This window comes from Lysobacterales bacterium, from assembly GCA_016721845.1.
GTDB lineage: Bacteria > Pseudomonadota > Gammaproteobacteria > Xanthomonadales > Ahniellaceae > JADKHK01.
The window spans coordinates 1-13817 of sequence record JADKHK010000012.1; the positions used below are offsets into that span (position 1 = coordinate 1).

7 protein-coding genes and 3 pseudogenes are annotated in these 13817 nt (G+C 67.9%); 4 read left to right on the forward strand and 6 right to left on the reverse strand.

All coding sequences use genetic code 11. The features are described from left to right. Positions 1-1623: 1623 nt before the first annotated feature. Entirely contained in the window at positions 1624-1926 is a 303-nt protein-coding gene (locus IPP28_07255; GenBank protein MBL0040833.1) for a hypothetical protein, read from the reverse strand. Positions 1927-2020: 94 nt separating this feature from the next. On the opposite strand from IPP28_07255, the pseudogene IPP28_07260 reads away from it, so the two are divergent. The 3 genes and pseudogenes from IPP28_07260 to IPP28_07270 all read left to right on the forward strand — a co-directional run bounded on the left by IPP28_07260 (position 2021) and on the right by IPP28_07270 (position 7660). Further along, positions 2021-3319: pseudogene (locus IPP28_07260) on the forward strand (hypothetical protein). Positions 3320-3548: 229 nt separating this feature from the next. Next, positions 3549-5729 carry a transglycosylase domain-containing protein gene (locus tag IPP28_07265; protein ID MBL0040834.1) on the forward strand — a complete coding sequence of 727 codons (2181 nt, stop codon included), beginning with the start codon at positions 3549-3551 and terminating at the stop codon, positions 5727-5729. Between the two features lie 92 nt (positions 5730-5821). Further along, a complete protein-coding gene (locus tag IPP28_07270) occupies positions 5822-7660 on the forward strand; it encodes an ATP-dependent DNA helicase (protein MBL0040835.1) in 1839 nt (612 codons plus the stop codon). A gap of 27 nt (positions 7661-7687) precedes the next feature. On the opposite strand, the gene IPP28_07275 is transcribed toward IPP28_07270, so the two are convergent. From IPP28_07275 to IPP28_07295, 5 genes and pseudogenes are all read right to left on the reverse strand, one after another. Continuing rightward, positions 7688-9409: an LTA synthase family protein gene (locus IPP28_07275; protein ID MBL0040836.1), complete on the reverse strand. Its 1722-nt coding sequence runs from the start codon at positions 9407-9409 to the stop codon at positions 7688-7690. Between the two features lie 68 nt (positions 9410-9477). Beyond that, positions 9478-12386: pseudogene (locus tag IPP28_07280) on the reverse strand (efflux RND transporter permease subunit). Positions 12387-12445: 59 nt separating this feature from the next. Further along, on the reverse strand, positions 12446-12775 hold the full coding sequence (locus IPP28_07285; GenBank protein ID MBL0040837.1) for a hypothetical protein: 330 nt from the start codon (positions 12773-12775) through the stop codon (positions 12446-12448). A 58-nt stretch (positions 12776-12833) separates the two neighbouring features. Continuing rightward, entirely contained in the window at positions 12834-13217 is a 384-nt protein-coding gene (locus tag IPP28_07290; GenBank protein ID MBL0040838.1) for an efflux RND transporter periplasmic adaptor subunit, read from the reverse strand. 29 nt (positions 13218-13246) lie between these two features. Continuing rightward, a complete protein-coding gene (locus IPP28_07295; protein ID MBL0040839.1) occupies positions 13247-13402 on the reverse strand; it encodes a hypothetical protein in 156 nt (51 codons plus the stop codon). A gap of 269 nt (positions 13403-13671) precedes the next feature. Between IPP28_07295 and IPP28_07300 the strand changes: the two are divergent. Next, positions 13672-13817, forward strand: a pseudogene (locus tag IPP28_07300) (helix-turn-helix transcriptional regulator).

Below are 13817 nucleotides of genomic sequence, written 5' to 3' on the forward strand. Positions count from 1 at the left end.
TTGTTGAGGAAGACCAGATATTCGCGCCCCGCGCCAAGGCCGGCATGGCATTGCAGGAGCCGACGAAGCCGAAGTTCTCGGCATTGCGATGCCCAGTGATGCCAACGTTGACCTGTCAGGCGTTCCGGCAATAATCGGTCGAACCATCGACGACGATGACCTCGAAACCGGGCGTTGCGACTCTTTCGCGAGCGAACGCAGGCGGCTGGTATGGCCCCACTTGTTGTGAATCGGGATGATGATGCTGGCGCGCAGCATCTGCGCGCGGCAGCGTAAAGCCTTCGAATCAGTGCCCGGCTGGGTGGTCATCAGCGCCGGGTCAGCCCATCGGTCGCGACAGGCCTGCCCCGAACCATCGCGGGCGCGCAATCGTGCCCTTGAGGGGCTGCGACACGCGGACTGCGCAACACGTGGTGGCACCCGGAGCAGGCGTGCGAGGTAGCCGGTGCGCACGCGCATTGCCTAACATGCGCCGCGCCGCGCGCAGCGGCGCCATCAACCGCCAGCAGCTGGGGCTGCCAAGCAGGCTGGCCTTGTCATTCGAGTTGCGCGATCCCGCCATGAAGTGGGCGGCGGCGGCGGCGTCCCCAGTCGCGTTGCGCATCGTGATGGCGCTGGCCTGCACGCCTGCGGTTCGCTGCCGAGTCGCTGCACTTCGGCATCGAGCTGCCGCGCCCAGGCAGTGCGCTCGTCGAAGTCGTGGACCAGTCCGCAGTTACGGCCATGCAGTTCGTCGATCGCCTTCCCAGACGATGGCGTTCCTGCAGGCGCTGGTCGGCAAAGCGCATGGCTTATTCGCCACGCTCGCGTTCCCGCGCCAGTGCCCATTCCGCGCGTCTTGCCAATTCGTGTTCCCGCTCGTTTACCTCGCCGATGCGCAGCGCGTCGCTCGCCGTGTGGCGGACGGCACCGATGCCCGGCCAGCGCGTCGCGCGCCGGCAGGATCGCGGCCGGTGATTGCCAGTGGGTGCCCGCGGCATCGATACGCGCAGGGCACGGTGCGCGATCGCCATCTCCCCAACGTGCCGGGTTGGGCCGACGCACTCGCGACTGTTCGCGAATCGCCGCCAATGCACCGGTTCGTCATGCAGTTCGGCGACCAGTGGCGATCGCGCCCGCATCGGTTCGACCAGCAGCAGGCCATCGTGCGGGTGCGTGATGCGTTCCGCAGAAAGGCACCGAGTCGCGTCGCGATTACCGGGATGCGAAGGCGCGCGCGGTTCGCTGGGCGTGTAGCTGAAACACTCGGCAACCGTGGCCGGCAACGGGGCGGCGTCGGAGAGTACGGGCCAGCAACTGCGGCAGTTCGACCGGCGATGATCGAAAGACGGAACTCCGCGTCGCGTTCGCCGAGGAAGCCGAGACCCCGCCCGCGTCCGCAGCCGGTCCAAGACAGTTCCGCGTGTTCGCGCAGATCAGTCGCGAGCAGGGCGCGCAACAGGCGTTCACCCTTGCCGCCGTTCAGGCGTCCGAGCTGACGACGATGCGCATGCGCCCGCACCGGCGGCTTCGGCGGGGTGCTGCGCCGAGGCGCGCAGGCCGTGCCCGATCAGATCGAAATGGCGCGTGGCGAGTTCGGGGGTAAGGCGCAGCCGGTGCGGCGCACTCCGGCGGTCGGTGCACTCAGGACCACGAGTTCACTGGACAGCCGCGCAGGAAGAGCCGCCCCGCAACGCCAGCCAGAATGCCGGCTCGCGCTCGGCGCGGGAACTCGGCGACCCGCGCCTGCACGAGCGCCTGCGCAAGCGAGGCCGCGCTGCCATCGACGGCATCGAAATCGGCATGCAGCACCGGCCACAGCGGGAAGTAGTCGTGGCAGACGAGTTCGGTCGGCAGGCCGGTAGCCAGGGCATCGAGCGAGTGTCCGATCAGCGAGGACACGATCACGCTGCCGACGCCGAAGCGCAGCCGGATCTGTTCGAACACCGCACGCCATTCGACGCTGTCGACGGCGCAGGTGGTGATCGCCGCAGCCAGTTCGAAGCGCGCCAGCAGCCACGCTCACCGCAGCGTTGTCGCGATGATTCGCCGCGTGCGGACAGGGCCAGGTGCCAGCGCTCGCTGTCGCCTTCGGCGAGATCGTGCGCGAACTGTTCGACACCACCGCCCCAGCCGTGCAGCACATGCAGTACCACGCCGCGACGGTCCAGTCCGGGACGCAGGTTCGGCAAGCTTGGTGCGACCGCGAGTTCGGCGCGCAAGGTCGCGAGCGCCACCTGCGGCGCCGCGAGATGGCGATGTTCGGGCGCGTCCGGGCCGCGCAACGGTGCGCCCGCGGCCGCGACGTGCAGACTGTCGAGGACGCCGTACCGCAGCGGCAGGCCCTGGGCAATGCGTGTCGCGGCGTCCCCACCGAGCAAGGCCAGTGCGCCGGTCGCCGCATCGCAGGGACGCACGCTGCGGGTGCCGAGCAACCACAGCGCGGCATCGAGCGTCATCGCATCGCCCGCGAACGCTTGCGCTTCCGGCAACGTTCAGCGTCGCGACGCCGACATCGGCTGCGGTGACCACATCGAAGCCCGGCACTGCCGCCGCGGCATCGCGCAGACGTCGGATCGCGGATGGCGGTAGCGGTGCGTTGGCGAGCACGCGCAAGGTGGTCTGGCCGACATCGACGCTGTCGACGACGCGCGCATGCGCATCGAGCACGACCAGTTCGATGTCGGGAGGAAGTTGCGCGAGCAACGCACCCAGCCAGGCCTCGTCGGGCTGGCCGAGCACGGCCACGCGAGCGGGCGGGCATAGGTCACGGAGTTGGGCGCTGCGCACTCTGGGTGGTGCGCTAAGTCTGAATTATCGCGGAATCGCCCGCGGGCCGCCATGCGAGGCGCAAATTCGCTCCGTTAGACTGCGACGCCATTCCTCGTCCCCGGTGTCCGCTTGGCCCGTTTCCTCGACCTGTTGCGCAGGTTCTACCGCTGGTTCCGGGTGCCGATCTGGCTGGGACTGGGCCTCGCGATCGGTTTTTCTCGGTCCCTATCTCTGGTATCTGGACCGTCTGGTGCGTGCCGGATTCGATGGCCTGCGCTTCGATACGCCGAGTCGCGTCTATGCGCGGGCGCTGGAGCTGCGTCCCGGTCGCGCCATGGATGCCGAGACCCTGCTGCTCGAACTCGACGCCGCGCGTTATGGCCAGGCCACCGATGCGCTGCAGCCCGGCAGTTATGCGCGTGACGGCAATAGCTTCCTGATCCAGACCCGTGCCTTCGTCGATGGAGCCGGCGCGCAGCCCTCGCGGCGCATCCGGGTCACCTTGGCCAATCGGCGCGTCGGCAAGCTGGAGGACGTGGCGGCAAAGCGTGCGCTGGAATCGGTGCGGATCGATCCGGCGCGCATCGCAACCCTGTATGGCAAGGCGCGCCAGGAGCGGCGACTGGTCAAGATCAACGAGGTGCCGCCGCTGTTCCTGCGGACCCTGCTCGCGGTCGAGGACAAGGACTTCGCGACCCATCACGGCATCGATCCCTGGGGCATGGCGCGGGCGATGTTCGTCAACGTCCAAGGCGGGCGAACTGTCCCAGGGCGGGTCGACCCTGACCCAGCAGCTGGTGCGCAACCAGTTCCTCGATCGGCGCAAGTGGGCGCGCAAGTTCAACGAGATCGGGCTCGCCCTGCTGATCGAGGCGCGTTACAGCAAGGGCGCGATCCTCGAGGCCTACCTCAACGACGTCTATCTCGGCCAGCATGGCGCGCAATCGGTGCATGGCGTCGGCGCTGCGGCCGAGTTCTATTTCGGGCGCGACCTCGAAGCGCTGGCGCCGCACGAGATGGCCCTGCTGGTCGGCATGATCCAGGGGCCGTCGCTGTACGACCCGCGACGTTCGCCGGCGAATGCGCTGAAGCGGCGCAACCTGGTGCTGCGCGAGATGCAGGAGGCCGGGCTGCTCAGCGCCATCGAGGCCAAGGGGCAGCAACGCCTCGGTCTGAACGTGACGCCGAGCGGCGCCATCGCACGCAATCGTTATCCCGGTTTCATCGAGCTGGTGCAGGCGCAGATCGCCCGCGATTACGCTGCCGCCGAACTGTCCAGCGAAGGGCTCGCCATCCACACCACGCTGGCGCCATCGACGCAGGACTATGCCGAGCGCGTGGTCGCCGAGAAGATCAAGACGCTGGCCAAGGACACCAGCGGCCTGCAGACGGCGATGGTGGTGACGCGTGCCGCGACCGGGGCGATCGAGGCGGTGGTCGGCGACCGTGATCCGCAGCGGCCCGGATTCAATCGCGCTGCGATGGCGGCGCGCCCGATCGGTTCGCTGGTCAAGCCCTTCGTGAATCTGGTCGCCCTCGCGCAACCGGAGCGCTGGTCGCTGATGACCTTGCTGCCGGATCGCGCGATCGCGTTGCGACAGCGCAACGGCCAGACTTGGCAGCCGCGCAACTCCGACAACCTCGAGCACGGCGACGTTGCCCTGATCGACGCGCTGGCACGGTCCTACAACCTTGCGACCGTGCATCTCGGCCTCGATGTCGGCGTGCAGAAGGTCGAGCGCCTGCTCGAAGCCCTGGTGCCCGGCGTCGATGTCTCGCCGCATCCGTCGCTGCTGCTCGGTGCGACCGAGATGACGCCGTTGCAAGTCGCGCAGGCATACCAGTATCTCGCCGCCGACGGGCACCAGCTGCCGCTGTCCTCGGTCACCGCGGTGATCGATCGCAATGGCCGCACGATCTCGCGCTATCGGGCGCCGCAGCGGGCCGGTGAGCTGGTCGAAGCGGCGCGTCTGGTCAGCTTCGCGATGCAGGAAGGCTCTCGCACCGGCACCGGTGCGGCCTTGATCGGACTCGGTCTCGGCGATCTCGACGTCGCCGGCAAGACCGGCACTTCCGATGACCTGCGTGATTCCTGGTACGCGGGATTCACCGGCGGGCACCTGGCCGTGGTCTGGCTCGGCCGCGACGACAACAAGAAGACCGGCTTCTACGGCTCGACCGGCGCGATGCGGCTGTGGGCCGGCTTGTTCGAGAAGCTGCCGAGCGAGCCGCTGCAACTCGATCTCGGGCACAATCCGGTGGTGCGCTGGATCGATCCGCAGACCCAGCGCGCGACCAGTGCCGAATGCGAGGGCGCGCGCCTTGCCCTTCATTCACGGCTACTGAGCCGACCGACTGCATGGACTGCGACCGCTGGACGATCGATGACTGGTTCCGCAATCGCGTGTTGCATCGCGAACCGCCATCGGCCGATGGACAATGGAACGATGATGATGAACTTTGAATCCCGTCGACTGGCGGCTCTGATCGCTGCCCTTGCGCTGGCCGCCTGCGCGACCAAAGCGCCGCCGAAGCCGGTGGCGAAGGCGCCCGAGCCGCCGCCACGCGACTGGGTGGCCGAGATTCGTGCCGAGGCGCGGAAGCTGCCGTCGAACGTCGAGGTGATGCCGTTGCAGGAAGCCGCGGTCGAGGACTTGCGCGAAAAGGCGCGCGTCGCCGAGGCCGCCCGACAGTTCGATGCCGCCGATGCCACCCTGGATGCGGCGCTTGCGATCACGCCCGACGATCCGGCGCTGTGGCAATGGCGCGCGGAGATCGCGTTGGCCGAGCGTCGCTTCGACGATGCCGTCGCGCATGCGCGCAAGTCCGAGGCGATCGGTCCCAAGCTCGGCGGCCTGTGCGTGCGCAACTGGCTGACCGTGGCCGCGGCCCGGCATGAGGCGCACGACGCCATCGGCGAGGCCGACGCACGCGGCAAGGCCGATGCCTGCCCGGTGCCTGCACCGATCCGGATGTGAGGGTGACCTCGCGCGCTGCGCAGACGCTGGCGGAAGGCGGCGCGCTGGCTGCAGCGATCGAGGGCTTCACGCCGCGCGCCGTGCAACAGGACATGGCGACAGCGATCGAGGACACGATCCGCGAGGGCGGCGAACTCGTGGTCGAGGCCGGCACCGGCACCGGCAAGACCTTTGCCTATCTGGTGCCGGCGCTGCAAAGCGGTCAACGGGTGATCATCTCGACCGGCACCAAGGCGCTGCAGGACCAGTTGTTCCATCGCGACCTGCCACGCGTGCATCGTGCGCTCGGCATTCCGGCCAAGACCGCATTGCTGAAAGGACGCGCGAACTACGTCTGCTGGTATCGCCTCGACAAGGCCAAGCGCGAGGGCCAGTTCCCGAATCGCACGATGGTGGCCGAGCTGAATGTCGTGCTCGATTTCGCCGCCACCACGCGTTCGGGTGATCTGGGCGAGTGCGACGGATTGAGCGAAGACGCCGCCATCCTGCCGCGCGTCACCTCGACCAGCGAGAACTGCCTCGGCTCGGAATGCGCCTTCTTCAACGATTGCTTCGTGGTGAAGGCGCGCCGCGCCGCGCAGGAAGCCGATGTCGTGGTCGTGAACCATCATCTGCTGTTCGCCGATCTGGCGATCCGGCGCGAAGGCTTCGGCGAGATCCTGCCCGGCGCGAACCTGTTCATCGTCGACGAGGCGCACCAGTTGCCCGATCTCGCCGGACAGTTCTTCGGCGAATCCTTGTCGACCCGGCAATTGGCCGATCTCGCCCAGGATGCATTGCGCGAAGCCGGCGATGTCGCCGGCGCGCGCTCGGCCCTGGTGCGGGTGGCGCCGGCGATCGACGACCAGGTCAAGAAGCTGCGCCTCGCGGTGCAGGGCGAGGCCGCGCGCGGGGCCTGGCCGCCCTTGCGCGAACGGGTCGCGGTGCGCGATGCGATCGATCGCTTGGCGCAAGCCCTCGAGGAATTGACCGCGGCGCTCGACCTTCTCGCCGACGCCAGCGAAGGCCTGGCCGCCTGCGCCGAGCGTGCCGGCGTGTTCGTGCAGCAGTTGTCGCTGTGGCGCGACCCGGAACCGGATGGCCATGTGCTCTGGTACGAAACCAGCGAACGTCATTTGACCGTGACCGCGACGCCGCTTGATGCGTCCGAGCCCCTGCGCGAATTCCGCGAACGACTCAAGGCGGCGTGGATCTTCACGTCGGCGACGCTGGCCGTGGCCGGCAAGTTCAACCACTACCTGTCGCAGATGGGGCTGCAACAACCACGCACGCTGGCCTTGGCGAGTCCGTTCGACTATGCCAACCAGGGCCTGATGTATCTGCCCAAGGGCTTGCCGGCGCCGAATTCGCCCGAGCACACGCGCGCGGTCGTGAACCTGGCGATGCCGGTGCTGGAAGCGTCGAACGGTCGCGCCTTCCTGCTGTTCACCACCCATCGCGCGCTGAAGCAGGCGGCGGAACTGCTGGCGCATTCACGCTTCCCGCTGTTCGTGCAGGGCACCGCACCGCGCTCGGCCCTGCTCGAAGCCTTCCGTGCCTCGGGCCATGGCGTGCTGCTCGGCGCTGCGAGCTTCTGGGAAGGCGTGGACGTGCGCGGCGATGCGCTGAGCGTGGTCGTGATCGACAAGCTGCCGTTCGCGCCACCGGACGATCCGGTGCTCGATGCGCGCATCCGCACGATCCGCGAACAGGGCGGCAATCCGTTCGCGCAACTGCAGATTCCGCAAACCGCGATCGCGCTGAAGCAGGGCGCCGGGCGCTTGATCCGCGACATCCATGATCGCGGCGTGCTGATGTTCGGCGATCCGCGCCTGGTGACCCAGGGCTACGGGCGCACCTTCATCGACAGCCTGCCGCCGATGCCGCGCACGCGCGAACTCGCGGACGTGCAGGGATTCTTCGCCCGCGACGTCGACCCGACGCAATTCTGACGATCACCTGCGCGGTCGCGTCGCCGTTCAGTGCTGGCCGGGCGTTCGGCTGATCGAATCCGTGGCCAGTGCGCGTTGCCAGGCCTCGACGCGTTCGGCATCCAGTTCGCCGGCGACGCGTGCGCGACGCAACTGCTCGATTTCCGCGAAGGGTGCGGCATCGTCGACGCCGGCGCGTTGCAGCAGCAGGCCGGCCAGTTCGGACGCGGCCAGGTCGATGCGTTCCGCGGCCGGATCCCGGCGATTGTCGACCAGCAGCCAGGGGGTGGTCTGCAGGTAGGCGCCCTGACCATCGTCCCAGGGCAGATGCTCGATGACGTAGTGCATGGCCGGCAAGTGATCGCCATAAAACAGCAGCAGCGTGGGTTCGGGGCGCTGCATGACCCAGGCGGCCAACTCGTCGAGCGCCTGGTCACTGCGGGCGAGATGATGCAGGTATTGCCGCAGCGCCAGCGTGCCGCGTTCGTCGAGCGTGATGCCGGCGGGCAGGGGCGGCAATTCGACCGCACCGAGCGGGCGCGGGATGTCCCACGGGCCGTGGTTCTCGACGCTGATCGCGAACACGAACTGCGGCCCGGGCGCATCCAGCGACGACCGGATCTGGCGGTTCAGCGCGGCGTCCGAGAAATGGAAACCATGCACGTCGGATGCGGAAAAAGCGCTGTCGTCGATGAAGTGTTCGAAGCCGAGGAGGGGCAGGGCGACATCGCGCTGATAGAACTGTCGCGCATACGGATGGACCGCCGTGGTGGTCAGTCCGTGCGCCTGCAGGACCCAGGGCAGTGCCGGCATCGGTCGGTGGACCAGCGCCTGATAGGGATATTCCAGAGCCGGCTCGCTGCGCAGCGGGAATCCGGTCAGGAATTCGAATTCGCTGCGTGTGGTCAGCCCGCCGTAGGCCGGCACGCGCAGTCGGCCGTGCGCATGCAGGCGTCGCAATGCGTCCAGTCGCGGCGCGAAGGGCGCTGTGTCGACACCGGCGAGATCGCCCGGATCGAAGAAGGACTCGCTCTGGATCACCACGATGTCCGGCAGGTCCGCGGTACGACCGGGATTGGTCGGCGCGCGCGCCTGCAGCCACCGGCGGGCATCGGCGAGGGCGCGCGGGTCGGTCGCGTGCACGGCCTGCTGGGTGGTGAGGTAGATCTGCAGGAACTGCGCCAGAACCCCGGCCTGGCGCGCGCCGTAAGCCGGCAGCCAGACTTCGATGCCGAGGCGCTGGCGTCCGTACAGGTCGGGCCACGGCGGCATCCGCAGCACCAGGGATGCCGGCAGCGCCATCGCCAGGAACGCGAGTGCGGCGCGGCCGCGACCCTGCAGTCCGGAGAGCGGGCGCTCCAGCCAGGCGGCCACGGGCAACAGCGTGATGCTCCAGTAGACCGGATGTCCGCCGAGGTAGCGCAGGAACAGCTCGGGCGCATGCCAGAGGTTGCCCAGTGCCGAGAGATCGGCGGGCAGGATCGGTACCCCGAGTTGCTGCAGCTTGAGCGTGTTCAGTCCATACAGACCGAGTTGCAGCAGCGCGGTCGTCAGGCTCGCAAAGATCGGGCGTCGCGTCCCGGCCAGCAGCAGCAGCCAGGGCAGCAGCCAAGGCAGGACATTGGCGATGAACAGCGACGCTTCCGAGCGCGCACCGATCTCGCCCGACACCACCGGAACGATGGCCACTGCGGCCAATGCGAACGCGATGCGACTGATGTTCCAGATGCGACGGCCGATCAAGTTCGTCGCAGGTGTGGCGTCCGGCATGCGCAGGGATCCGTTGCGACAGGGGGCGGCATTCTAGCGTCCCCTGTCTCCCCGCCTCGCGGAAACGCTCAGGCCTCGATCTCGTCGCCCGGCCACGGATCCTCGCCGAGTTCGGCCGGCTTGACTTCGGGTCGCGCCACCTTGAACCACTGCGCATACAGCGCCGGCAGGAACAACAGGGTCAGCGCGGTCGCGACGATCAATCCGCCCATGATCGCCACCGCCATCGGTCCGAAGAAGGCGCTGCGCGACAGCGGGATCATCGCCAGGATCGCGGCCAGCGCGGTCAGCACGATCGGCCGGAAGCGGCGCACGGTGGCGTCGACGATCGCGTCCCAGGGCGGCTGGCCCAGCGCGATGTCCTGCTCGATCTGGTCGACCAGGATCACCGAGTTGCGCATGATCATGCCCGACAGCGCGATGGTGCCGAGCATGGCGACGAAGCCGAACGGCACGTTGAACACCAGCAGGAACAGGGTCACGCCGATCAAGCCCGAACGGAGCAGTCAGCACCACCAGCGCGGTGCGCGAGAAACTCTTGAGCTGCAGCATCAGCAGGGTCAGCACGACCACCAGGAACAGCGGCACGCCGGCCTTCATCGACGCCTGCCCGCGGCCAATCCTCGACCGTGCCACCGAGTTCCAGCAGGTACCCCGGCGGCAGGTTCGCGCGCAGCGTGGCGAGCGGCGATGATCTGCCGCGACCGTCGGCGGCTGGCCTGGCCGCGGATGTCGGCGCGCACGGTCACCGTCGGCAGGCGGTCGCGCGCCAGATGATGCCGTCCTCGAAGGCGTACTCGATGGTCGCGATCTGCGCCAGCGGCACCGACTTCCCGGGCTCGGTCGGGATCGCGGCTGCCGAGCAGCGCCAGCCTGGCGCGTTCCTCGCCGGGCCGCGCAGCATCTCGATCGACTCGTTGCCTTCGCGATAGGTACTGACGCGCAAGCCGGACAGCGAACTGGTGAGGAAGTGGGAGACGTCGGCGGTGCTGACGCCCATGGCACGGGCGCGATCCTGGTCGATCTGTAGGCGCAGCACCTTGCTGGGTTCGTCCCAGTCCAGGTTGACGTTGGCGACGCTCGGGGATTGGCGCACCTGCGCGGCCACCTGCCGGGCCAGCGCCTGGACCCCATATGCTCGTCCTCGACGCGGAACCGTGATAGCCGACCGGCGGGCCGTTCTCCCGGTGAAGCCGTCCTCGAACCGCAGCTGCGGGAACGCCGCCCGCGCAGCGCTTGCGCAACGCCTCGCGCGCGGGATCGCCTCGGTCAGCACCACGAACTGGGCGAAGTTGGTCGCCGGAAGTTGCTGGTCCAGCGGCAGGTAGAAGCGCGGCGAACCGGTGCCGACGTAGGCCACGTAGTTGTCGATGCCCTGCGCTGGCCAGGAAGCGCTCCAGCTTCTCGCCTGCGCCTGGGTGGCACGCAGCGACTGCCCTCGGCCAGCTCCATGTCGACCATCAGCTCGGGCCGGACCGAATCGGGAAAGAATTGCTGCGGCACGAAACGGAACAGCACGAGCGACAGCACGAAGACGAGCGCGGTGATCCGATCACCAGCCAGCGATGGCGCAGGCAGGCGTCGAGCAGCTTGCGGTAGCGCTGGTAGAAACGGGTCTGGTAAGGGTCGAGGCCGACACCCTGGCCAGCACGTCGCCGCAAGGCGGGGCGATCGCAGCTCAGTCGCAGAGACCACTGCCCGCATGCGGCGGCCTTGAGCTTGGTCGCGGTCCGGCAGCATCTTGTCGCCCAGATAGGGAATGAACAGCACTGCGGCGATCCACGACACGCACCAGCGCGATGGTCACCACCTGGAACAGCGAGCGCGTGTACTCGCCGGTGCTGGAGGCCGCGGTGGCGATCGGCAGGAAACCCGCCGCGGTCACCAGCGTGCCGGTGAGCATCGGGAACGCGGTGGAGGTATAGGCGAAACTGGCCGCGCGCATGCGGTCGTAACCCTGCTCCATCTTGATCGCCATCATCTCCACCGCGATGATCGCGTCGTCGACCAGCAGGCCCAGCGCCAGCACCAGCGCGCCCAACGAGATCTTGTGCAGGCCGATGCCGAAGTAATGCATCGCCGCGAAGGTCATCGCCAGCACCAGCGGGATCGACAGCGCGACCACCAGCCCGGTGCGCAGGCCCAGCGAGAAGAAGCACACCAGCAGCACGATGACCACCGCCTCGGCCAGCGCGCACGAACTCCCCGACCGAGTCCCGCACCGCCCGCGGCTGGTCGGCGACCTGCGACCGCAGCATGCCCACCGGCAGGTCCTGCTGCAGGCGCTGGAATTCGCCGTCAGGGTCTTGCCCAGGCGGATGATGTCGCCGCCGCTCTTCATCGCCACCCCCATGCCGATCGCGTCCTCGCCCATGAAGCGCATGCGCGGCGCCGGCGGGTCGGAGCGCCTGCTGCACGACCGCGCCGAAATCGGGGCCGAACGTGGCCAGCTTGGCGTTGCAGAGCTCGATCCAGACCTTCTCGTCCTGCAGGCCGATCAGTTCGACCTTTCCCACGTCGGCGACGCGCTGCAGTTGCAGCTGGATGCGGTCGGCGTAGTCCTTCATCACCGCGTAGTCGAAGCCCGGCCCGGTCAGCGCGTAGATGTTGCCGAAGGTGTCGCCGAACTCGTCATTGAAGAACGGCCCGCCGAGCCCCTCCGGGCAGTGTGGCGCGGATGTCGCCGACCTTCTTGCGCACCTGGTACCACAGCCCGGGGATCTCCTTCGGACTGCATCGAATCCCTGGCCACCAAGATGACCTGCGATTCGCCGGGGCGCGAATACGAGCCGGATGAACTCGTAGTCGCCGCTGGTCCTCAGCCTTTCCTCGATGCGCTCGGTGACCCTGGCGCGGCTTCCTCGGCGGTCGCGCCCGGCCAGATCGTGCGCACCACCATCGCCTTGAAGGTGAACGGCGGGTCTCGGACTGGCCCAGGTGCCGGTACGACCAGACGCCCGGCGATCCCGAACACCATCGCGATACAGCACCAGGCCGCGCGATTGCGCAGCGCCCATTCGGAGAGATTGAAGCCGCTCACAGCGTCACCGGACGGTTGTCGCGGTCGATCGGCTTGATCGCTGCCTGCTGCTTGTAGGACGCCGTTCGCGACGACCCAATCCTGGTCGCGACACCACCGGTGATGGTCGCGCCATCTTCGCGATAGACGCCTAGCGTTACCTCACGCAAGGCCACCTGCTTCGTCTTCGCATCGACGATGTAGACCGCCGGCTTGCCGTCCTTTCTCGTGCACGGCCGAAAGCGGCACCAGACCGACGAGGCACGCGCCGCGTCGGTCAGGTAGATGCGCGCGGTGCGGCCAGCTGCACGTCGCCATCGGGGGCGTCGAATGCGACCTGACGGCATTGGTGCGCGTGGCCGGATCGGCTGGGACGATACCTCGCGTATCGTGGCCGGATAACGCTTACGCTGGCGGCCCATCTCCGCGATGACGACGCGTCCCGGCTTGAACTCCGCCGACCCGCGATTCGGGCACGTCGATGGCGACTTCGAGTTCGCCTTCATGCGCCAGCGCGGCCACCGGCTGGCCGGGTGACACCACCTGGCCAACCTCGGCCATGATCTGCGTGATCACGCCGCTGGCATCGGCCGCGAGCTGTGTGTAAGTGGTCTGGTTGCGTGCCACTTCGAGTTGCGCGCGGGCCTTTCGGCGCCCGCTGCGGCGGCTTTTGCTGGTTCGCGCGGAGGATCGGACAACTGCCTGGCTGATGTACTTCCGGTCGAGCAGTTGGCGATGGCGTTCGAGTTCGGCGTCGGCCAGCGCAAGATTGGCTTCGGCCGAGGCCACGGCCGCTCCGTAAGCGCTGACCTGCAGGTTCAGTCGTCGGGGACGAGGGTGGCGAGTGCACGCCCGCCTGCGCACGCGGGCACCACATCGACCAGCCGCTTGTCGATCTTGCCGGCGACCCGGAAAGCCCAGCGTGTGCTCTGCACGCGCGCACGCACGTCGCCGGCATAGGTTTCGATCGCCATGGCTTCGAGTGGAATCGGCGACCCACGATCGCGGGCTTGGCCGGCTCAGCGGTTTGCCGGAGCCGCCACAACCGGCGCAACGAGAACGAACAAGGACACGAGTGCAGCAACGGACAGGCGCGGGCAAGGACATGGCAGATTCCGGTGGACGGGGTTAATGAACCGGCCGGTATAGTATGGTTACTAAACCGAACTGTCCAGTATTGTTATGACCAAATCCGTGAAGACCGTGTCGAAGAAAACCGCAGCCACAGGGGCGGCCCAAGGACATGGGCAAGCGGGATGCCATCCTCGACGCCGCCAAGCAATTGTTTCGCCACCCATGGCTTCGACGGCGCCAGCATGGACACGATCGCGAAAGTCGCCGAGGTGTCAAACTCACAAATCTACAGCCACTTCGGCGACAAGGACGCAC